Below are 20,282 nucleotides of genomic sequence, written 5' to 3'. Positions count from 1 at the left end.
CGTGCTGGGAGAGCTTTTCGCCCGGGCCTGGCAGCTGCCTCGGGAGGCCGACCCGGACACCTGTGTCGAAGCGTGGGAGGCGGTGCTCACCCACCCCGGTTTCGGCGCTCTGCCGGTGCCCGAGCGGTGGTCGACGCTGGCCGCCCTCGGCACGGCCCGGCTGGAACGCTGCACGCGGGACGGCCGTCTGGAGGACCTCGCGGGGGCCCTGAACTGCCTGGAGCGCGCCTTGGCCCTGCCCGCCATCCCTGCCGCCAAGCGGGCCGCGGTCTCCTTCAACCTCTTCCGCGCACAGGAGCACCGGTACGCGCTGACCGATACGGCGGAGGATTTGCTCACGGCGGCCCGGACCCTGTGGTCCCTCGTGGACGAGCCGCCGCCCGGCATGACCTCGCGCCAGATCTGCCGCACGCTGTTCACGTTCGTCGACGACGCCCCCGACGAGCTGACACCACCTCTGCGCCGGCTCCGCCGCACGGTGCTGGAGCGCCTCCTGACGGACCCCGTGGATCCGGACCGGCCGCGCTACCAGCTGACGCTGGCCGCGGCCCTCGCCGGCGATTTGGGCGGCGGGCCCGCGGCCCATCTGGCCCAGCTGGCGCGCGCGGTCGAGCTGGCGGCGGAGGGCGAGAGCGGACTGCCCGACGGTGCGGACCGGCGCTCGGCGTCGACGCTGCTGGCGAAGCTGCGGAGCCTGCACGCGTGGGCCGAGGAGCACGTTCCCCGGGAACCCGCTCCCGCGGCGCCCGGCCGGATCGACGCCTTCGAGTTCATCGACGACGTCAAGAGGCTCACCGACCGCGACGCCCGCCTGGCCCGGCTCCGGCAGGCCCTCGCCGACAACCCGTACGAAGCCGGCGGGGAGGGGTGGGTGTTCCTGTGCGCGTCGCTCGCCGAGGAGGTCCTCTCGCCGCGCACCAACGGAGAGATCGACACGGACGAGGCCGTCGCCGCCCTGCGGGCCGCCCTGGCCGTGCCCGAGGCCGTTGAACTCGGGATCGCCCTGGAGCTCCGGTACAACCTCGGTATCGCCTACGCCCGGCGCAGGGAGGGCGACCGCGCGGCCAACGAGGCCGAGGCGCTTGCCCAGTTCGAAGCATGTCTGGCCGAGGTGACCCCGGCTCACCCCCGCTATCCGGCGGTCGTCGGGTCCCTCGCCCAGCGCCTGCTGAACGAGGCCAACCGCACCGACCGGCGCGGCGGCATCGGGCGTGCGATCGGCCTCTGCCGCACCGCACTCGCCTCCCTGCCCCACGATGCCGAGGACTCCGTCCGGGCGGACCTGTACGGCACGCTGGCGAAGCTCCTGCCCCGGCAGGCGGCAGGCGACCCCGCCCGGCACATCGAGGAGGCGATCGGCGCGGCCCACCAGGCCCTCGACCTGCTCGATCCCGTCGCGGACCGCTTGCAGCGCGGGGACGTCCACCACAACCTCGCCCACCTGTACCGGGAACGGCTCGCCGAGGGCCGCGAGGCGAACCTGTGGCGCGCCATCGAGCACTACCGCGCATCCCTCACCGCGCAGCCCAAGGCGGAGATGCCGGTCGACTGGGCGATGTCCCAGACCTCACTGGGCGTGGCCTACAGCATGATGCGGGGCCGCGACGTGGAGGCCACCCAGCGGTTGGCGGTCCAGGCCTTCATGGCGGCCCTGTCGGTCTTCACCCTCGAAGAGCACCCGGGGCACTGGGCCCAGGCGCAGTTCAACCTCGGGGTCGCCCTCGGGGACCACGAGGTGCGCGCCGAGCCCCGGCCCGACAGCGCGATCACCCATCTGACCTCCTGCCTCCAGGTCTTCACCGAGGAGGCGTCCCCGCGCGAATGGGCTCTGACGCAGTCCTTCCTCGGGATCATGCGCGCCCAGACGGGGGTGCCGGAGCAACGCGCGGCCGCCATCGAGCACTTCCGTGCCGCCCTGCGGGTGCTGACGTTCGAGAACAGTCCCAGGGACTGGGCGGTCATCCAGGTCAACCTGTCGCAGCTGGAGCCCCCGGAGGACCGCACCGCGCACGAGAACATGATCAAAGCCTTGATGGAGCGGGGCCAGGGCAACGAGGCTGTCACGGCCTGCATCCTCTACCTGCGGTTCCTCGGCGCCCAAGGGGACTGGTCGGCCGCGGCGGACGCCGGAGCGCGGGCCGCCGAGCTGCACGAGGGCCTGTACCAGGACGCCCTGCTGCGGCAGAGCCGCCACATGGAGCAGCGGGCGGTCGCGCGGGACGTGCTGGAGATCGTCACGGCCATGGTCAGGGCGGGGCGCACCCTCGACGCCGTCCTGCTGCTGGAACGGACCCGGGCCCGGGAGCTGGGCGAGACCCTCCAGCAGGATCAGGACGTGCTGCGCAGCGCGCGCGACGCCGATCCCGCCGCCCTGGACGCCTACCGGGCTGCCGCCGAGCGGCTCGCCCGGCTGGGGAGCGCCGAGCGGTCGTTGCCCGTCGCGGGTTACGGCACGGACGATGTCGAGCGGCTCCAGTTGCAGCTGGTGCGCTCGATCGCCGGGGCGCGGAAGGAACGGGACGCCGCGCTGGCGCGGCTGACCGCGGCGGCCGAGCCGCTGCGCCCGCCGGGCGTCGGCGAGTTGTCGGCGGCGGCGCCCGCGCACCGGCCCCTGGTGTACCTGTACCTGTTCGAGGAGGCCGCGCACCTCCTGCTGGTCCGGCGCGACGGCGAGGGCGGGTTCGACCTGGACACCCGCCGGGTGGGACTGCGGGAGGCCGCGGCGGACGGCGCCCTGGGCACGGCTCTCCAAAGGGAGCGGCTCACGGCCGTGCTGGCGGCATGGCTGCGGGAACTGGGCGCGGACCAGGTGACCCTGGTCGCCTGCGGGGCCCTGGCCGGGATGCCGTTGCACGCCTACGTCCACGACGGCCGCTGCCTGCTGGACGAGTTCACGGTGTCCTTCGCACCGTCGGCGGCCGTGCTCGCCCGCAGGCCGTCGCCCCGGCCGGGACCGCCGGTGCTGGCGGCCGTCGGCGACCCGACGGGCGATCTGCGGTTCGCCTCGGCCGAGGCCGCGGCCGTCGCCGAGCTGTTCCCCTGGTCCCGGTCCGCGGTGCTCCGGGGCGCCGCGGCCGCCGCCCCTGTGCTCCTGGCGCGGGACCTGCCCGGCGCCACGCACGTCCACCTCGCGTGCCACGGCGTCTTCGACCCGTCCGGCCCGCTGGAGTCGGCCTTCGTGCTGGCGGGGGGCAGTCGGATGACGCTCCGCCGGATCATGGCGGACCGCGCGTTCCGGGGGGTGGGGCTGGTCTTCGCGTCGGCGTGCCGCACGGCGTCCACGGACGCGTTCCTGCCGGACGAGGCGATCGGGCTGGCCTCGGGGCTCCTGCAGGCCGGTGCGGTAGGGGTCGTCGCCTCGCTGTGGAACGTGGACGACCTGGCGGCGATGCTCGTCGCGACGCGGTTCTACCGCGAGCTGGCGCGTGGCGGGGACCCGGGGGCTGAGGCAGAAGCGGGCGACGGCCCGGGCGCAGGAACAGGAACAGGAACAGGAACTGGCGGCGGCACCGGCGGCGGTTCGCGGTTCGGCACGGGGCAGGCGTTGCGTGCCGCGCAGCTGTGGCTGCGGGATTCGACGGCCGCGCAGCTGTCCGCGTGGTGCGCCGAGCTCGCCGACCTCGTACGGGACGATGCGGCCCGCGTCCGCCTGCGCGAGGCCTGCGCCCGCCTCGACGGCATGCCGGGGGCGGTTCGGGTGTACGCGGAGCCGCGTTTCTGGGCCGCGTTCGTCCATGTGGGGGCCTGACTGACCGGCTACTGGTGAGTAGGATCGCGTGTCCAGGCCCCTCCGAGAGGAATCCCGATGCCACGCGTCCCCTCCTCCCCGCTGTTGCTCGCCGGCCTGCTGGCCGGAGCGGCGGTCGCGCACGCCGTCGCGCCCCGGCAGTTCGACGCGATCGTGCCGCGCTCACTGCCGGGCAGCCCGCGCCAGTGGACGTATGCCAGCGGGGTGGCCGAACTCGCCCTCGCCGCCGGCGTGGCCCATCCCCGCACCCGTAAGGCGGCCGCGCTGGCCACGGCGGCCTTCTTCGTCGGGGTGTTCCCGGCGAACGTCAAGATGGCCGTCGACGCCCGGCGCCGCTCCCCCGCCACGCGGGCCGTGGCCCTCGGCCGGCTGCCGATCCAGCTGCCGCTGGTGCTGTGGGCCCGCAAGGTGAGCCGGGAGGCCGGAGGCCGCTGACGGCCCGCCGCGAAAACGCCGGCCCGGCGGCGCATCCGGTCCGGGGCGCGTACCGGAAGTACCGACCAGAGCTCCCGGTCCCCGTCGGCGGACCGGGAGCTCGTACGCCGCGTCCGGACGCGGACGGCCCGCGGTCAGCGGCTGTCGCCCACCCAGTCCCAGCGGCCGGGGTCGGCGGACCGCCGGCGGTAGTGGGCGCGGCCCCCGGCGCCGTAGCGCCCGATCTCCGTGGGGAGCCGCACCTCTTCGTCGAGCCGGGGCCCGCTCCAGCCCGTGACGTCCAGCAGCAGGCCGTCGAGAGGTCCGCCCACGAGTTCGCCGTAGACGTGTCCGCCGCGCGGCCCGGGGTCGGGGTCTTCGTGGTCGGCGCCGTAGACCCGGCGCCGGAGCATCCTGTCGTCCATACCGGTCAGCTTCACAGGCACCACTGACAACGGGACCCTCCGCGAAGTCCGCAGCCGTAGCGGGAGGGCCGCCCGGCGCTGCCCGGAGGGCGGAGCGGCGATGATGGTGGCCCCGCCCCGCCGACCCGGGGCGTACGAGCGAGGAGCGGCACGCATGGCACGTCGGGTACACCAGCCCCTGGAGGACCAGGAGTTCGACTTCATCCTCTCCCTGTCGGCGGGCCCGGTCCTGGCCTACTTCTGCGGCAGCTGGCCGAAGGCCGTCGAGGCGTGCCGGGCGATGGACGGCGTCGTCGGCGATGTGGCGCGGGAGTACGGGGATCGGTACACCGCCGTCCGGACCGACATGACCCGCTGCCCCGGCACGACCCGGCGGTTCGGGGTGGCCACCGCCCCCACCTCGGTACTGATCAGCGGCGGCGAGGCGGTCGCGATCCGGGCCGGGGCGATGACGCACGAGGAGTTCAGGGAGTTCCTCGACGCCCACCTCTGAGCAGGCCCTTCCGAGCGTGGGGCGGCGGGCGCGCCGCAGTCCCATCCGATTTCCTGTACAGTCGTCCATAAATTCCTGGACGACTGTCCATGAAGCCTGCCCACGCGACGGGAGACACACCATGCACACGGCCGCCCAGATCCTGATCGGCCTCGTGGCCGCGCTGCACGTCTACATCCTGGTCCTGGAGATGTTCCTGTGGCAGCGGCCGCCGGGCCGCTCGCTCTCCGGCTTCGACGCGGACACCGCCCGGATCACCGCGCCGCTCGCCGCCAACCAGGGCCTCTACAACGGCTTCCTGGCCGCCGGACTGGTCTGGGCCCTGGCCATCGACTCCCTCGCGACGCAGGTCTTCTTCCTCGTCTGCGTGATCGTCGCCGGTGTGTACGGGGCCGCGACCGCCAACCGCCGCATCCTTGTCGCCCAGGCCCTGCCCGGCGCCCTCGCCCTCGGCGCGGCGCTGCTGGCCGCATGACGCCGCAGGACGGGCGCCCGGAGGGCGGACGGGCGCGGGGCGTGCGGGCCGAGGACCCGCGCACCGCGCGGACGAAGGCACGTCTGCGGGAGGCCCTGCTGGACCGGTGCGCCGGGCGGAGCCTGGCCGAGGTCAGCGTCTCGGAGGTGGTACGGGGGGCGGGCGTGGGCCGCGCCACCTTCTACCTGCACTACGAGGACCTCACCGCGCTCGCCGTGGACGCGTGCGCCGAGGTGGTGCACGCCGCCGTCGACGCCCTGCACGCCTGGCAGGCCGACGGCCCCTCGGCGCCCGCCCCGGCGCGACCGCCCGGGGCGCTGGCCGCGTTCCTGGCCGAGGCCGGCGACCGGGCGCCGCTCTACCGCACCCTGCTCCTGCCGGGCGGGGGCGGTCCGCTCGGCGACCGCCTCCACCGGGAGCTGCGCGCCCGCACCCGCGCCGAGCGCCTGGCCGCCGGCGCCCCGCAGGCGGACCTGGTGGCCTCGGCGGTGGCCGCGACGTTCACGGGCGTCCTCGCGGACTGGCTCCACGGCACGATCCCGGCGCGACCGGCAGCGCCGGCCGCCGCCACCCCGCCCGCGAATCCGGCCGCGCTGACCGCCCCCACCCCGCCCGCAAATCCGGCCGACCCGGCGGGTCCGCCCTCACCGCCCTCACCGCCCTCACCGACCGATCCGGCCTCCCCGACCTCCCCGACCGATCCGGCCGCGCTGGCGGACCGGCTCTGGCGCCTGCTCCTCGCCCTGCACCGCGCGCTACCGCACGACGTGGCCTGACGGCGGGCCCGGCGCGCTACCCGGCGCGCTTGCGCAGCGCCACCACCTCGCCGGCATCCGGATCGCCCATCAGCACGAACAGCTCCGGCCGCTCGTCCGTACCTGCCACCTGCCAGCCCAGCTCCGCGCCCTCGCAGTCGGGGACGGCCAGACGTACTCCGGCGCGGCCGCCGTGCGCCGCCTCCCCGGCCTTCCATGTCCCGGGCCCCGAACAGCGGCCCACGACGTCGAACCCGTCGTGGACCGGCAGCATGCGCGCCGTCGCCCCGCCGTCGGCGCCGAGCTGCAGGCGGACACCGTCGCCCGCCCACACGCCGACGTAGTCGGCGCGCTCCAGGACCGGCGGCCGGTACTGCGGCGCGGCGGCTCCCACGTAGAGGGAGGCGACGACGCCGACCGCGGCCGGCGCCAGCACCCACCGCCGCACCGCGGCTCTCGGCACCAGTCGCATGCGCGCGAGCACGGCCACCCCCACGGGGAGAACCCCGGCGGCAGCGATCCAGCCGAACGCGGCGGCATAGGAGGTGTCAGCGGCCAAGGACACCGGTACGGCGTACCCGGCCGCGAGCACGCCGACCGTCGGCAGCGCCCACCACGGCGCGGCCAGCCGGGTACGCATGCCCGCGGCGTTCGAGGCCACCATCACCGGCGTGGTGAACAGAAAGCTGTGCACGCAGCCCAGCAGGACCGCGACGAGAGGGCCGAGGACGCATGTGACGACCAGCCCGAAGAGCACCGCGATACCGCCGCCGTAGCCCAGACCGTAGGGCTCGGCCGCCAGCGCGGCGAGCTGCGCGTACAGCAGTGCGCAGAGGATCTGCGCTCCCCCGACGGTCTCCGCGCCTGGCGCGATACTGCTCCATGCGACGGTGTGCCGCTCCGTCGCCCCCGCATGGTTCCGCACGGCGAGCTCCCCCGCATTCATTGAACACGTTCAATTGACGTGAACCCTACACCTCGCCCCTCCGCGCGCCCCGAGCAGGCTCCGCCCGGCCCCGGGGCCGTTGTGCTGAACCGCGGCGGCGCCGCGCATCGCGCCCGCCGGGACCGGGCAGCCAGCACAGGTGACCCCTCTCGCAGTGCGTCCCGCGCCGCCGCCGGCCGCCGCCCACCCGCGGCGCGCGCTGCTCGCGGGCTCGGCCGGCAATTTCGTCGAGTGGTACGAGTTCGGCGTCTACGGCTGCTTCGCCACGGTCATCGCCGCGCACTTCTTCACCCCGCCCGACGCGGCGGACCCCGGCGCCGGGCCGCTCCTCGCCACGTACGCCTCCTTCGCGCTGGCCTTCTTCTTCCGTCCCGCCGGGGCCGTGCTCTTCGGCCGGCTCGCCGACCGGGTCGGCCGCCGTCCCACGCTCATCACCGTGGTCTGCCTGATGACCCTCGCCACCACGGCCATCGGCGTACTCCCGACGCGCGCCACGGCCGGCGACGCCGCCCCCTGGCTGCTCACCCTGCTGCGCGCCCTGCAAGGCCTCTCCGCCGGCGGTGAGTTCGGCGGCGCCGTCGCCCTGATGACGGAGTCCGCTCCGCCCGGCCGACGGGGCCGATACGGCGCCTGGCAGTCCTTCACGGTCGCGCTCGGGCTGCTCTGCGGCGCCGGAGCCGCGGCGCTGCTGGCCTCGCTGCTGTCGCCGGAGGCCCTGTACGCCTGGGGCTGGCGGATCCCGTTCCTGACCGCCCTGCCGCTGGGGCTCGCGGCGCTGTGGCTGCGTACCGGCCTGACGGAACCGGACCGTCCGCCCCCGGCCCGTACGGTCGGCCCAGCGAGGCCGGCCGGCCCCGCGGGGACCGCTGATCCGCCCGTACTCGCCCGGATGATCGCCCTCGGCGTCGGACGCGTCATGGGGTGGTCGGCCGCCGGGTACACCTTCCTCGTCGTCCTCCCGTCCTACCTCCAGGCCACGCTCGGGGCCTCGTTCCGGGAGGCCCTCCTCGCCACCACGCTCGCCAACATCGGATTCGCCGCGTCGATCCTGCCCGCCGGGGCGCTCAGCGACCGCGTCGGCCGGCGGCCCGTCATGCTCTGCGGGGCCGTCACCGTCACCGTGTTCGCCCTTCCGCTGCTGCGCCTCCTCCAGGACCCCGGCACATCGACGGCGGTCCGGGCGGCCGCCGTCCTCGCCGCCGGGGCGGCGGTCGGCCTGCTCGCGGGGCCGGGGCCCGCGATGCTCGCGGAGATGTTCCCGGCGGGCGTGCGCTGCACGGGGCTGGGAGTGGCGTACGCGCTCGCCAACGCGGTGTTCTCCGGCTGCGCGGGACTCGTCATCACCGCCCTGGTCTCGACCACCGGCAACGCCGACATCCCCGCCTACTACGCCGCCGGCGCGTGTGCCCTGAGCGCCGTGGCCCTGGCGGGCCTGAACGGCGACGACCACCGCCGGGAGCTGCGATGAGGGTCATCGGCCTGATGTCGGGCACCTCGTACGACGCCGTCGACGCCGCCGCCGCCGACCTGACGGTCGAGGACGGGGGCGACACCCTGCGGCTCGTGCCGCTCGGCATGGTCAGCGCGCCGTACGGGGAGGAGCTGCGGCGCGCGCTGGCCGACGCGCTGCCGCCGGCTCCCACCAGCATGGCCGAGGTGTGCCGGCTCGACACCCTCATCGGGCGGTCCTTCGCCGCTCTCGCCCTCCGTGCCGATAGTGAACTGTGCGACGGCCGGGCCGAGTTGATCGCCTCGCACGGGCAGACGGTGTTCCACTGGGTGGAGCAGGGCCGGGTGCGGGGCACGCTGCAACTGGGCCGGCCCGCCTGGATCGCCGAGTCCACCCGCCTGCCCGTCGTCTCCGACTTCCGTCCGGCGGACGTCGCGGCGGGCGGGCAGGGCGCCCCGCTGGTGAGCCTGGTCGACGTGATGCTGCTGCGCGGCCGGCCCGGCGTCCCCGCGGCCCTGAACATCGGCGGGATCGCCAACCTCACCGCCGTACCCGCGACGGGGGCCCCCGTGGCTTTCGACACCGGCCCGGGCAACGCGCTCATCGACGCGGCGGTGCGCGAGCTGACCTCGGGGCGCCTGGACTTCGACGAGGACGGGGCGGGCGCGGCGGCGGGCCGGGTCCACGAGCCGCTTCTGCGGCGGCTGCTCGACGAGCCGTACTACCGGCTGCCCGTCCCCAAGACCACGGGCAAGGAGCTGTTCCACCACGGCTACCTGCGCGCGGCCCTGGACGGCTGCGGCGCCGTGGCGCCGAACGACCTCCTGGCCACTCTGACGCGGCTCACCGCCCGCACGGTCGCCGAGGCACTGGCCCCGGTGGGCGCCACCGAGGTCATCGCCTCGGGCGGCGGCGTGCGCAACCCGGTGCTGATGTCGATGCTCCGCGAGGAGCTGGCGGGGCGGGCCGCGGTGCTCACCTCCGAGGTCCTGGGGCTGCCGGGAGCCGCGAAGGAGGCGTACGCCTTCGCCGCCCTGGGCTTCCTGACCCTGCACGGGCTGCCGGGCAACGCTCCGGAGTGCACCGGCGCACGGGGCCCGCGCGTGCTCGGCTCCCTCACACCGGGCCACCGCCCGCTGCGGCTGCCGCCCTGTCCCGACCACCCGCCGCGCGCCCTGGTGGTGGGCCCGTAACCCCTCAGCCCCGGCCCGAGGCCGGTGGCCGAGGACGCGCCCGGGCACGCGAGAGCCCCGCCGGACTGGCCGGCGGGGCTCGGCTCACGGGCGAAGCTCGTGAAGCGGCACTACGGGGGCGGCCCTACGAGAGCGGAACCACCCGCTCGGCCTGGGGACCCTTGGGGCCTTGGGTGACGTTGTACTCGACCTTCGCGTTCTCCTCCAGCGACTTGAAGCCGCTGGTCTCGATGGCGGAGAAGTGCACGAACACGTCCGGGCCGCCGTCGTCCTGCTGGATGAAGCCAAACCCCTTCTCCGAGTTGAACCACTTCACGATGCCTGTTGCCATCTGGCTGATCCTTCACAACGTTCCACTGCGGGCCGCACACGCGGCCGTCTCGATCCTGCCCAAGGCTTCCGTAGAGCACACGCTGAACGCGGCCAACCGGGGCGCGCCGCGCATTCGAACTTCCGGCCGACTCGTCCGTGGATCGGGGGAGCGGCGCCTTCGCGGCGCTCGCGGGGGCGCACCCGCGACGGGTCCCCCGGGCGCGTCGGGACCCTCGCGGGGAGCGCGGGCCCTCGCGCGTTCAGGCGCCGGCGTCCGTCGCGGGCAGCGGCGCGGAGGACCGGCCGCGAGGGACCGCCGCAGGGGCTCGCCGGGGCTTCGCGGCTCGGCAGCCCAGGCAGTCCGCGTGCCCGGCGCGGGCGGCGGTGTCCCTGGTCCGCCAGTCCCACTCGGCCTCCGGCCGCGGCCCGCTCGGCTTGCCCCAGCCGGCGAGGTGCAGCAGCCAGGTGACCACGCCCGCCAGGGCCACGACCGCGAGGCCGAGCCACACCCCGGGGCTCCAGGCCGCGCACACGGCGGCCCCGGCCCCCGTGAAGCCCACCAGGGCCAGGGCGGTGCCGGTCCAACCGGCCACGGTGTGGCCGAGGTCGACGTGTCCGTGCGCGCTCATGATTCCCCTTGATCGGAGGGTCGGCAGTAGGCTCGGAGAAGGATTATTTACCTCACGAGCTAAGTAACTTAGATGCTAAGGAGAACTCGGGTGGAAGGCAAGCCCCGCCCCCCGGCGACGGCCGCGGACGCGCTGTCCCGCATGGACCAGTACGTGGCGCTCGGCATCGTCGCCCAGCAGGAGATGGCGCACCGGCTCGGCCTCAACGTCACCGACCTGACCTGCCTGGGCCACATCCTGGGAGCCGGGGACGCCCCGCTCGCCGCCGGCCGGCTCGCCGAGCTGGTGGACCTCACCACCGGCGCCGTCACGGGGGTGCTCAACCGGCTCGAACGCGCCGGGTACGCGCGGCGGGTCCCCGACCCCGCCGACCGGCGCCGGGTGCGGGTGGTGGCTGAGCCCGCGGCCGCCGCCCGGGTGGTCGCGGTCTACCAGCCGTTCTACGACCGCCTCGGCGCCCTGTTCGCCGACTACACCGCCGAGGAGATCGCGGTGATCGCCGACTGGTTCGAGCGCGCCGCGGCGGAGGTACGGGCCCACGGAGTCCTGCTGCGGTCGGGCCAGCTCGACCCCGACGAGGTCTGAAACCGCCCGGCGGGCCGCTGGTACCATGGGCGGTTGACCATCTCCTTCCCCCGCTTTCGAAAGGCCCTGCATGAGGAACCCGTCAGCTCATGGACGCTTCGGTGTGAAGGGCGCTGCCAGGTCCGGAGCCACGTCCGGCGGCAAGTCGCCGCGGAGCGTCGGACCGCAGGGCGAGTTCACGGCGCACCAGCCGAAGGTGCCGGCGCTGCCGCCGGTGGCGTCGTTCGCAGAGCTGGACCTGCCCGCCGAGCTGACGGCCACGATGGCCGACCTGGGCGTGACGGAGCCGTTCCCCATCCAGGCCGCCACCCTGCCGAACGCCCTGGCCGGCCGGGACGTCCTCGGCCGCGGGCGGACCGGCTCCGGCAAGACCCTGGCCTTCGGCCTGGCCCTGCTGGCACGGACGGCGGGCCGGCGCGCGGACCCGAAGCGCCCGCTGGCGCTGATCCTCGTACCGACGCGCGAGCTGGCGCAGCAGGTGACCGAGGCGCTGGACCCGTACGCGCAGGCCCTGGACCTGCGGCTGGCCACCGTCGTCGGCGGACTGTCCATCGGCCGGCAGGTGAGCACGCTGCGCACCGGCGCCGAGGTCGTCATCGCCACGCCGGGACGCCTCAGCGACCTGGTCGGACGGCGTGACGTCCACCTGGAGCGCGTGCGGACCACCGTGCTCGACGAGGCCGACCAGATGTGCGACATGGGCTTCATGCCGCAGGTCACGGAGATCCTCGACCAGGTCCACCACGCCGGCCAGCGGATGCTGTTCTCCGCCACCCTGGACCGCAACGTGGACCAGCTGGTGCGGTCGTACCTGAAGGACCCCGTCTCGCACTCCGTCGACCCGCAGGCGGGCGCGGTGACCACGATGGACCACCACGTGCTGCACATCCACGCCGCCGACAAGATCTCGACGGCGACCGAGATCGCGGCCCGCGACGCCCGGGTGCTGATGTTCCTCGACACCAAGCACGGCGTCGACCAGTTCGTGAAGCACCTGCGGGCCATGGGCGTACGGGCGGAAGGGCTGCACAGCGGCAAATCGCAGCCGCAGCGCACCCGGACGCTGGCGCAGTTCAAGACCGGCGCCGTCACCGTCCTCGTCGCCACCAACGTCGCGGCGCGCGGCATCCACATCGACGACCTCGACCTCGTGGTCAACGTGGATCCGCCCGCCGACCACAAGGACTACCTGCACCGGGGCGGGCGGACGGCCCGGGCCGGCGAGTCCGGCCGCGTGGTCACACTCGTCACCCCCAACCAGCGCCGGGACATGGTCCGGCTCATGGCGGACGCCCGGATCCGGCCGACCATCACCCAGGTGCGCTCCGGCGAGGACGCCCTGAGCCGCATCACCGGCGCGAAGGCGCCCTCGGGCGTGCCGCTGGCCGGATCCGCCCCGACCGACGCCAAGGGCAAGCCCTCCGGTTCGGAGCTCGGCTTCCGCGGGATGGGCACCCGGCCCGGCCGCACGGGCCGCGGCAAGGAGTCCCGCAAGACAGCCGAGGCCAGGCAGACCGCCGAAGCCCGCCGCGCGGCCCGCGTGCGCCGGGGCGCCTGACCCGGCACGCCCCCGAAACGGGTACGCCGGCCCCCTGTGCGGGGGGCCGGCGTACCCGACCGGTCCGGTCGCGGAGCGGTCAGCGCCTGCGGCGGCGGTTCCGGGCGACGATCGCGCGGGTCACCACGGGCGGCAGCAGGTCCTTCGCCAGCCTGCGCCAGCGGGCGCCCGGTCGCCGCACGGCGGCGGGCGCGGGAGCCGGGGCCGGTTGCGGCGCGGGGTGCAGGGGCTCCGGGGGCGGGGGCGGCACGGCGCCCTGGTCCCCGATACGCACCACCGGGCGGCCGTCGATCACGTCCACGCCGTGCCAGAGGTCGGCCCGCTCCTCCAGCCACGCGAGCAGCGCCGCCTGGTGGGGCGCGGGGTCGTCCCAGGTCGCGTAGAGCTTCGAGGCGGACACGCAGATGGGGTGCAGTCCGCCCGTGACCACCGCGGTCCACACGGCGGCCGCGACGCCCGGGCAGTGCTCGGACCGGTAGTCGTCGAAGACCACGACCGCGTCCGCGTCCGCGACGAGGCGCGAGGACTCGATGTCCGTGACGACGTGCTCGTAGAGGTGCGAGGCGTCGACGTGCACGAACCGGCAGCTCGCCGGCTCGACCCGGCCGGGGACGACCGAGGTGGGGGCCTGTACGAGCGTCGGCAGCGCCTCGTGGAAGGCCAGGTAGTTCGTCTCGAAGCCGCGCCGGGTGAGCGTGGGGTAGGAGCTGCGGTTCTCCGCGACGTTGAAGTCGTCCGCGGCCGGGGAGTCGAAGAGGTCGCAGACGGTGAACTCCTCCCCCGGCCGCACGTACCGGCCGAGGAAGATCGCGCTCTTCCCCAGGAAGGCGCCGAGCTCCAGCAGATCACCGGGCCGCCCCCCGACGCCGTTCTGACGCGTCAGGAACCAGTCGAAGAGCACCTGGTCGTACGCCGAGAACCAGCCTTTGACCTCGCTGTACGTGGTGGGGACGAGCGGAGCCGGCTCACCGTCGGGGGTGGTGACGGAAGCTTGTGGAACGTGCGACACGGAGAGTCATCCTCCAGCGAAGTGGCATCGGTCTTCACGCTGATACCCGGCCGGGTAACGGCACCTTAAGCCCTCGGTGGACGTGTGACGAGACGTGTGCGGGACCGGTGTTCGGGACGCGTGCGCGTGCCCCTTCCGCCAGTCCCGGCACGGTGCGCGCGGACCCGCGGCGCGGCGCTGTAGACCCGCGGCGCGGCGCTGTCAGACCTGCGTGCGGCGCCGCAGCCGCTCGTTGGCGGCGTTGCGGACGCGCCGGGTCCGGGCGGCGCCGGCGAGCAGGCGCAGCGCCTCGTACGAGTCCAGGCTCTGGGCGGCGGTGCGCTGGCACCAGTCGGAGGCCCCGGTGAGCTGCGAGGCGGACCAGGCGTCGCCGCGGGTGATGGCCTTGAGCAACGACCACTCGCGCAGCCGCCGCTCCGGGAACGCCCAGCCCCGCAGCACGGTGGCCATGGCCCCGGCCCAGGCCGGGAAGGCGCCCTCGGCCGGGAGCTGCGCCGCACGGCGGTTCAGGTGGGTCACGACGGCGCTCTCGGCCATCACCGGATCGGGGTCGCGCAGGACGGCGGCGACCACCTCGGCCTCGCCTTCGCCGCCAGGCGCGACGGCGGCCAGGGATTCCAGGTGGCGCTCGTAACGCCAGTGCTCGGCCGGCATGGCGCCGTCGGCGGGCGTGAGGCTCATCGGGCGCCGCCCGCGCGGAGCCGGCCCGTCCGGCCGGCGACGGCCCGGATGCCGGCGACCCGGGCGCGGTGGACGCTGTGCGGTGTGCCGGCGGTGCGTGTCCGCCGGTGCTGGCCTCTCCCCATGGCACCCATTCCACACGACCGCCGTGCGCGGTCGACATCCAGGGTGCCCCCGGGGTCTCCCCCGGCGGCGTCCCCGCGCGGCGCCCGTCCGTCCGCCGGGCTCCAGCCGCGCCCGTCCGTCCAGCGGGCTACATCTCGTCCGTCCGCCGGGCTACATCTCGTCCGCTTCGATCCCGGACCCCGGCAGCGGCGCCCCGGTCTCCAGCAGTGTCTTGAGGCTGGAGGCCAGCAGCGGCCAGGCCTGGCCGCACATACCGATCAGCGTGCCGCCCGGTTCGAAGCCCTCGTGCAGGATCGTCAGGCGCGCGAGCGCGTCGCCCACCGGCTCGATCTCGTACGTGACCTTGGTGCGCGGGCGGCTGGCCAGCTCGGCCCGCAGGTCCTCGTCGATGCCCACCGAGGCCGCCCACGCGGGACTGAACGTGTGCCAGGTGTAGGAGAGCAGCCGGTCCGGGACGCAGGCGAGGACCAGCTGCGCGGGATCGCTCGTGCGGGCTCCTCGCTCGACCCAGTCCATCGGCGATCCCACCGCCCAGTCGGTCTCGAAGCTCAGCCCCCAGTACCGGCGGGTGAGGGCGGGATCGGTCAGGGCCTGCCAGACCCGGGCGGGGTCGGCCTGGACGTACAGGGTGTAGGTGATCGCGGTGTCGCTCATGGGCCCATGCTGCGGGACCGGGGCCGCCGGACGCCGGATTTCCCGATCATGGCGGTGGCCGTCGGATCACCAGCGGATGCCCTCCTCGGGGAGTTCCGCGGGCGGTGTGCGGGCGGCGGCGGGCAGCGAGAGGCGGATGCGCGCCGAATGGACCGCGGCGAGCTCCCGCTCGCCGGCCGGGCCCCAGTCGCTCAGTTCGCGGACCTGCTCGGGGGTGGCCAGCAGCCGGGCGTACGCGGGATCCGCCGCCGGGGCGAGCCCCGTGAGGCGCGCCGCGGCCCGGAGGTGGGCGCCGCGGCCGTCGTACCGGTAGCCGAGCGGCGCGCTCCCGGTGACCGTCCCGGCCGTCGGGGACGGGAGTCGGGCGGCGCCGGTCGCACGGGCGATCAGGACGAGGACCCTGCCGTCCGGCGCGAAGAGCCAGCCCGCCCGGTCGCGGACGGGCAGGTGGGCGGGGACCGGGCCGGGGCACCAGTCCCAGTGCTGGCGGGGCCGGGGCGTACGGAGCACTCCGAGCCGGTCGAGCGCCGTGGGGGCGGTGGGGCGGCCGTCCTCCAGCAGCGCGGCGCCCGCGCCGCCGATCCGGGCGCGCAGCGCGGACAGGGTCCGGCGGGCGTCCCCCGGGTCCATGAGCGCGGGCAGGGTGGCCGGTTCGGCGAAGTGGATGGCGGTGATCTCCTGCGCGGGCAGCCGGACGGAGTCGATCCGCTCGGCCGGCCAGGTGCCGCCGTCGTACACGTAGAGGACCTCGCCGGGGAAGCCCATCTCGGGCGGGATGCCCGGGGCGTCGGACGGGATCCAGTCCACGGCGAGGCCGCGGGGGAAACGGCCGTCGATGCCGAGTTCCTCGCGCACCTCGCGGGCGGCGGCCGCCGACGGGGCCTCGCCCGCGTCGACGGCTCCGCCGGGCAGCAGCCGGTCGGGGCGGTAGTCGACGCTCTGGATCAGGACCCTGCCGTCGCTGTCGGTGACGAGGACCACGGCACCCGTCCAGAGGGTCGCGCGCGAGGCCGCGTAGGCCCGGGGGGTCATCCAGGTCCCGGCCCGCCCGTCGCCGCCGGTCCGCGGGCACCCGTCGTCGGTCCGCGGGCACCCGTCGTCGGTCGCGGCCCGGTCCGTCGTGTCACCGCCGCCGGGGGCCTCGTCCGTCACGGCTTCGTCGGTCAGCTCCGGCATCGGTACTCCGTTCACCTGGGTGGACCCGCCGGCTGTGAAACAGCGGGCCGGGTCCCCGGGTTACGGCGGGTGCCCGGACGCGGGACCCGGATCGCCTCTTTGCCATCCCTATACCTTCTTATGACCTGATTACGCGGGCCCTGCTACCTTCGCCGGGCGGACTGGCGGCGTGAAAACCGCTGGTCCGACCACGTCACCGGACCGGGCCGGACGAAGGGGGACCCCGGCGGGCGTCGGAGGGGTGCCGGAACGGCGGAGGCGGCAGGGTCGGAGGCGGGGACGCCCGTGGCGGGGACAGCAGAGGCAGCAGAGGCAGCGCCGTCGGGTACGGCGGTGGTGGGGGCGGGGATGTCGGTGGCGGGGATCGCGAAGTCCGGAGTGACGGGGGGCGGCTCGGCGGAGGGCGCCGTAGCGACGGGGGGCGGCTCGGCCGTGGGCGCCGTAGCGACGGGGGGCGGCTCGGCCGTGGCGGCGGCAGCGGGCGGGGGCATCCGCCCCGGCGGCCGGCTGGCGGGAGTGGACGCCGTGCGCGGCTTGGCCGTGCTCGGCATGTTCGCCGTCCACGTGGGTCCGGGCGCCGAGCCCGCAGGCGCCGGCTATCTGCTCGTCGCCGCCGACGGACGGGCCCCGGCGCTCTTCACCCTCCTCGCGGGATTCTCACTGGTCCTCTCCCAGCGCGGCCGCAACCCCTCGGACGCTCCCGGCGGCTGGGCGGCGCGCTACCGCCCGCTGCTGATACGGTGCGCGATCCTGGCCGCGCTCGGGCTGGGGCTGGCCTCGCTCTGGCCCGGGATCCTGGTCATCCTGGCCTTCTTCGCCGTGTACTTCCTGGCCGCCGAGCCGTTCACCCGCCTCTCCACCCCGGTGCTGACCGCCGTGGCGGGCGTGTCGGTGGCGGCGGGCCCGCTGCTGTCGTTCGTGCTGGGCCCGGTGTTCGGCTACGGCTCCTCCGGGCGGGGCATGGTGCCCGAGGCCTCGGATCTGACCAGCTGGGCGGGGCTGGGCGACGTCGTGACCGCGCTGCTGCTCACGGGCGCGTACCCGCTGGCCACCTACTTCCCGTACGTGCTGGCCGGGATGGCCCTGGCCCGGCTCTGCGACATACGGGAGCGCGCGGTGTCCGCCCGGCTGGCGGGCTGGGGTGCGGCGGCGGCCGCGGCCGGCTACGGCTCCGCGTGGCTCGCGACCCATGTCCTCGGCAGCCGGGAACGGCTGCTGGAGGCGATATCGGTGCACCACCCGGAGGCGTTGGGCGCCGCCGATCCGGTGCGGGAGGTCCTGAACGGGCAGTACGGCGCGGTGCCCAGCACCTCGTGGGACTGGCTGCTGGTGGCCGACCCGTACAGCCAGACCCCGCTGGAGACCCTCGGCAACGCGGGCGTGGGCGCCGCCCTCATCGGGCTGTGCGCGCTGGTCGCGCGGCACCGGCTGGGCGCCGGCCTGCTGCGGCCGCTCACCCTGCTGGGAGCGATGGCGCTCAGTGCGTACGTCGTCCACGCGCTGGTACTGGCGGGCCCGGCCCACGGCGCCGCGTCGTGGGGCGCGTGGATCGCCTTCAGCGGGGGTGCGCTGGGGCTGACCTGGGTCTGGCAGCGGGCCTGCGCCGACAGCCCGCTGCGCCGGGGCCCGGTGGAGTACGCGCTCCGCCTGGCCGCGCAGGGTCGAGCCTAGGCCGGCCTTTTCGGATCTTGCCGGGCGCCCCAGCGCCGCGGCCGGCGGTTCCGGCGAGCCGGGACCGCCGGAGGCGGGACTGCGGGGAGCGGCCGGGAGCCGCTCGGGAGCAGGTGTCAGGCGTTCTCGTCGCGGGCCTTGTCGGCGCGCTCCGCGTTCCGCTCCTTGATGCGTACGGCTTCCTTGCGGACGTCCGCCTGGGTGGCGCGCTCGCGCTGGAGCCACTCGGGCGCCTCGTTCTTCAGCGCGTCGATCTGCTCGGTGGTGAGGGCTTCGGTGACTCCGCCACGGGCCAGGCCCGCGATCGAGACGCCGAGCTTCGCGGCGACCACGGGGCGCGGGTGCGGGCCGTTGCGTCGCAGGTCCTGCAGCCACTGCGGCGGGTCGGCCTGCAGGGCGCTCAGCTCGGTGCGCGAGACCACGCCCTCCTGGAACTCGGCGGGGGTGGCCTCAAGGTACACACCCAGCTTCTTCGCCGCGGTCGCGGGCTTCATCGTCTGGGTGCTCTGGTGCGATGTCATGGTCCCAAGGGTATCGAGCATGTGCGCTACCTCCGACCACGACCGGTAACCTGGCGGGGTGACAGGCTCGGAAGTATCCCCATCATCGTTCCGGCTCGCGTATGTACCGGGGGTGACTCCCACCAAGTGGGTGCGGACCTGGCACGAGCGGCTGCCCGACGTTCCCCTGACTCTCGTGGCGGTGTCGCCCGCCGAGGCCTTCGACGTGCTGCGCGGCGGCGGCGCGGACGCCGGCTTCGTCCGGCTGCCGGTGGACCGCGACGACCTCAGCGCGATCCCGCTGTACACCGAGACGACCGTGGTGGTGATCCCGAAGGACCACCTGGTGGCGGCCGTCGAGGAGATCTCCGTCTCCGATCTCGCGGACCAGATCGTGCTGCACCCGCTCGACGACACCCTCGACTGGGAGCGCCCGCCGGGCCTGCCCGCGTTCGAGCGTCCCGCCACGACGGCGGACGCCGTCGAACTCGTGGCGGCGGGGGTGGGCGTGCTGGTCGTCCCGCAGTCCCTCGCCCGCCTGCACCACCGCAAGGACCTGACCTACCGACCCGTCTCGGGGACCCCCGAATCGCGGGTCGCGCTGTCCTGGCCGCAGGAGCGGACCACCGACCTGGTGGAGGAGTTCATCGGGATCGTCCGGGGACGGACCGTGAACAGCACCCGGGGCCGGCCGCCGACACCGCCGCAGCCGAAGGCCAAGCGCGCGGACAAGGCCGGAGCGCAGCGCAAGCCGGCCGGCGGCAAGGCCACGGGCCGCAACTCCCGTGGCGGTGCGGGCGGTTCGGTCGGCGCCAAGGGCGGCAAAAACGCCAAGGGCGCGAAGGGCGCGAAGAGTTCGAAGCCGCGCCGCAGGCCGTAGCCGCGCCGCGGCGCCCATCCACTCCCCCGGTTGTCCCGCTCGTCACCCGTCCGCGTGACGGGTGGGACTCCGGCGGTGCGCGTACGGCAGGGTGGGCGGATGCAGCTGCGCCGGGCCCTGCCCCTGACCCTCGCCGCGTTCGTCATGGCGACCGGATGCGTGACGGTGCGTCCCGCGCCCGGCGCGCCGCGTCTCGCGCCGGCCGCGGCCGGTGCCCCCGGGGATCCGGCGGAACGGGAGGGGGCCGCCCTGCCGCTGAGCCGACTGCCGCTGGCGGCGCAGCCCTCGCCGGCGCCGGCGGGTCCCGCGGCCCCGGACCACCCGGGACCGGACGCGGTCGCGGAGCGGCCCCCCGCTCCGGCCGGCGCCGGCCCGCGGCAGCGTCCCCGAGCGGTCGAACCGCCGCGGCGGGCCCGGCCGGCGAAGCCCGCGCGCCCCGCCCCGGCGAAGCCCCGCAAACGGCCCGCGCCCCCGAAGTCCCGTAGCGCGCCGCAGCGTTCGTACGACATGGCCGACCTGTGCGAGGCGGCCCGGGGCACGGTGTCGCCCTCCATCGTGGCCCTGTGCCGATAGGCGGACCGCGGGCCGGGTCATCCGCGATT

20 protein-coding genes and 1 pseudogene are annotated in these 20,282 nt (G+C 75.3%); 12 read left to right on the top strand and 9 right to left on the bottom strand.

From position 1 onward, the window contains the following. Nucleotide 1: 1 nt before the first annotated feature. Together ACFWUQ_RS01905 and ACFWUQ_RS01900 are read left to right on the top strand one after the other, a co-directional pair. A complete protein-coding gene (locus tag ACFWUQ_RS01905; protein WP_384531572.1) occupies nucleotides 2-3,748 on the top strand; it encodes a CHAT domain-containing protein in 3,747 nt (1,248 codons plus the stop codon). Nucleotides 3,749-3,805: 57 nt separating this feature from the next. Further along, nucleotides 3,806-4,183 (top strand): hypothetical protein, encoded by a 378-nt coding sequence (locus ACFWUQ_RS01900; RefSeq protein WP_384531571.1) that lies wholly within the window; start codon nucleotides 3,806-3,808, stop codon nucleotides 4,181-4,183. A gap of 134 nt (nucleotides 4,184-4,317) precedes the next feature. Here ACFWUQ_RS01900 and ACFWUQ_RS01895 read toward each other — a convergent pair whose 3' ends face one another. Further along, nucleotides 4,318-4,587: a hypothetical protein gene (locus ACFWUQ_RS01895; protein WP_384531569.1), complete on the bottom strand. Its 270-nt coding sequence runs from the start codon at nucleotides 4,585-4,587 to the stop codon at nucleotides 4,318-4,320. Between the two features lie 154 nt (nucleotides 4,588-4,741). On the opposite strand from ACFWUQ_RS01895, the gene ACFWUQ_RS01890 reads away from it, so the two are divergent. From ACFWUQ_RS01890 to ACFWUQ_RS01880, 3 genes and pseudogenes are all read left to right on the top strand, one after another. Next, on the top strand, nucleotides 4,742-5,080 hold the full coding sequence (locus ACFWUQ_RS01890; protein ID WP_384531567.1) for a thioredoxin family protein: 339 nt from the start codon (nucleotides 4,742-4,744) through the stop codon (nucleotides 5,078-5,080). 121 nt (nucleotides 5,081-5,201) lie between these two features. Further along, on the top strand, nucleotides 5,202-5,555 hold the full coding sequence (locus ACFWUQ_RS01885) for a DUF1304 domain-containing protein (RefSeq protein ID WP_384531566.1): 354 nt from the start codon (nucleotides 5,202-5,204) through the stop codon (nucleotides 5,553-5,555). Next, nucleotides 5,552-6,106: pseudogene (locus ACFWUQ_RS01880) on the top strand (TetR/AcrR family transcriptional regulator); the annotation flags it as partial. The gene ACFWUQ_RS01885 and the pseudogene ACFWUQ_RS01880, both read left to right, overlap by 4 nt. Before the next feature lie 241 nt (nucleotides 6,107-6,347). On the opposite strand, the gene ACFWUQ_RS01875 reads toward ACFWUQ_RS01880, so the two are convergent. Next, nucleotides 6,348-7,235, bottom strand: coding sequence for a hypothetical protein (locus ACFWUQ_RS01875; RefSeq protein WP_384531564.1), 888 nt, complete (start codon nucleotides 7,233-7,235; stop codon nucleotides 6,348-6,350). A gap of 160 nt (nucleotides 7,236-7,395) precedes the next feature. Between ACFWUQ_RS01875 and ACFWUQ_RS01870 the strand changes: the two genes are divergently transcribed. Beyond that, nucleotides 7,396-8,724 carry an MFS transporter gene (locus ACFWUQ_RS01870; protein ID WP_384531563.1) on the top strand — a complete coding sequence of 443 codons (1,329 nt, stop codon included), beginning with the start codon at nucleotides 7,396-7,398 and terminating at the stop codon, nucleotides 8,722-8,724. After that, nucleotides 8,721-9,899, top strand: a complete 1,179-nt coding sequence (locus ACFWUQ_RS01865) for an anhydro-N-acetylmuramic acid kinase (protein WP_384531561.1) — start codon at nucleotides 8,721-8,723, stop codon at nucleotides 9,897-9,899. The genes ACFWUQ_RS01870 and ACFWUQ_RS01865 overlap by 4 nt, the downstream gene beginning before the upstream one ends. Before the next feature lie 124 nt (nucleotides 9,900-10,023). Here ACFWUQ_RS01865 and ACFWUQ_RS01860 read toward each other — a convergent pair whose 3' ends face one another. Then, entirely contained in the window at nucleotides 10,024-10,230 is a 207-nt protein-coding gene (locus tag ACFWUQ_RS01860) for a cold-shock protein (RefSeq protein WP_384531560.1), read from the bottom strand. A gap of 241 nt (nucleotides 10,231-10,471) precedes the next feature. After that, nucleotides 10,472-10,840: an HGxxPAAW family protein gene (locus ACFWUQ_RS01855; protein ID WP_384531559.1), complete on the bottom strand. Its 369-nt coding sequence runs from the start codon at nucleotides 10,838-10,840 to the stop codon at nucleotides 10,472-10,474. Between the two features lie 90 nt (nucleotides 10,841-10,930). On the opposite strand from ACFWUQ_RS01855, the gene ACFWUQ_RS01850 reads away from it, so the two are divergent. Together ACFWUQ_RS01850 and ACFWUQ_RS01845 are read left to right on the top strand one after the other, a co-directional pair. After that, nucleotides 10,931-11,425 (top strand): MarR family winged helix-turn-helix transcriptional regulator, encoded by a 495-nt coding sequence (locus ACFWUQ_RS01850; protein ID WP_384531557.1) that lies wholly within the window; start codon nucleotides 10,931-10,933, stop codon nucleotides 11,423-11,425. Between the two features lie 70 nt (nucleotides 11,426-11,495). Further along, nucleotides 11,496-12,983, top strand: coding sequence for a DEAD/DEAH box helicase (locus ACFWUQ_RS01845; protein WP_384531555.1), 1,488 nt, complete (start codon nucleotides 11,496-11,498; stop codon nucleotides 12,981-12,983). Between the two features lie 79 nt (nucleotides 12,984-13,062). On the opposite strand, the gene ACFWUQ_RS01840 is transcribed toward ACFWUQ_RS01845, so the two are convergent. From ACFWUQ_RS01840 to ACFWUQ_RS01825, 4 genes are all read right to left on the bottom strand, one after another. Next, complete coding sequence (locus ACFWUQ_RS01840; protein ID WP_384531553.1) at nucleotides 13,063-13,992, bottom strand: class I SAM-dependent methyltransferase; 930 nt, start codon at nucleotides 13,990-13,992, stop codon at nucleotides 13,063-13,065. 201 nt (nucleotides 13,993-14,193) lie between these two features. Next, nucleotides 14,194-14,673 (bottom strand): hypothetical protein, encoded by a 480-nt coding sequence (locus tag ACFWUQ_RS01835; protein WP_384531551.1) that lies wholly within the window; start codon nucleotides 14,671-14,673, stop codon nucleotides 14,194-14,196. 276 nt (nucleotides 14,674-14,949) lie between these two features. Then, entirely contained in the window at nucleotides 14,950-15,453 is a 504-nt protein-coding gene (locus ACFWUQ_RS01830; RefSeq protein ID WP_384531549.1) for an SRPBCC domain-containing protein, read from the bottom strand. Between the two features lie 66 nt (nucleotides 15,454-15,519). Then, the gene (locus ACFWUQ_RS01825) at nucleotides 15,520-16,629 is read right to left on the bottom strand and encodes an NUDIX domain-containing protein (RefSeq protein ID WP_384531548.1); all 1,110 of its coding nucleotides are present in this window, start codon (nucleotides 16,627-16,629) and stop codon (nucleotides 15,520-15,522) included. 285 nt (nucleotides 16,630-16,914) lie between these two features. Between ACFWUQ_RS01825 and ACFWUQ_RS01820 the strand changes: the two genes are divergently transcribed. Then, complete coding sequence (locus tag ACFWUQ_RS01820; protein WP_384531546.1) at nucleotides 16,915-18,300, top strand: acyltransferase family protein; 1,386 nt, start codon at nucleotides 16,915-16,917, stop codon at nucleotides 18,298-18,300. 116 nt (nucleotides 18,301-18,416) lie between these two features. On the opposite strand, the gene ACFWUQ_RS01815 is transcribed toward ACFWUQ_RS01820, so the two are convergent. Beyond that, a complete protein-coding gene (locus ACFWUQ_RS01815) occupies nucleotides 18,417-18,821 on the bottom strand; it encodes a DUF5997 family protein (RefSeq protein WP_384531544.1) in 405 nt (134 codons plus the stop codon). 58 nt (nucleotides 18,822-18,879) lie between these two features. On the opposite strand from ACFWUQ_RS01815, the gene ACFWUQ_RS01810 reads away from it, so the two are divergent. Both ACFWUQ_RS01810 and ACFWUQ_RS01805 read left to right on the top strand, forming a co-directional pair. Then, nucleotides 18,880-19,680 (top strand): LysR substrate-binding domain-containing protein, encoded by an 801-nt coding sequence (locus tag ACFWUQ_RS01810; protein WP_384531542.1) that lies wholly within the window; start codon nucleotides 18,880-18,882, stop codon nucleotides 19,678-19,680. 99 nt (nucleotides 19,681-19,779) lie between these two features. Then, nucleotides 19,780-20,253 carry a hypothetical protein gene (locus ACFWUQ_RS01805; RefSeq protein WP_384531540.1) on the top strand — a complete coding sequence of 158 codons (474 nt, stop codon included), beginning with the start codon at nucleotides 19,780-19,782 and terminating at the stop codon, nucleotides 20,251-20,253. The last annotated feature ends 29 nt before the right edge of the window (nucleotides 20,254-20,282 follow it).

It is taken from the genome of Streptomyces sp. NPDC058662 (assembly GCF_042716255.1).
Taxonomy (GTDB): domain Bacteria; phylum Actinomycetota; class Actinomycetes; order Streptomycetales; family Streptomycetaceae; genus Streptomyces.
The sequence above is the reverse complement of the archived record's forward strand: the minus strand, read 5'-3'. Positions and strand labels throughout refer to the sequence as shown.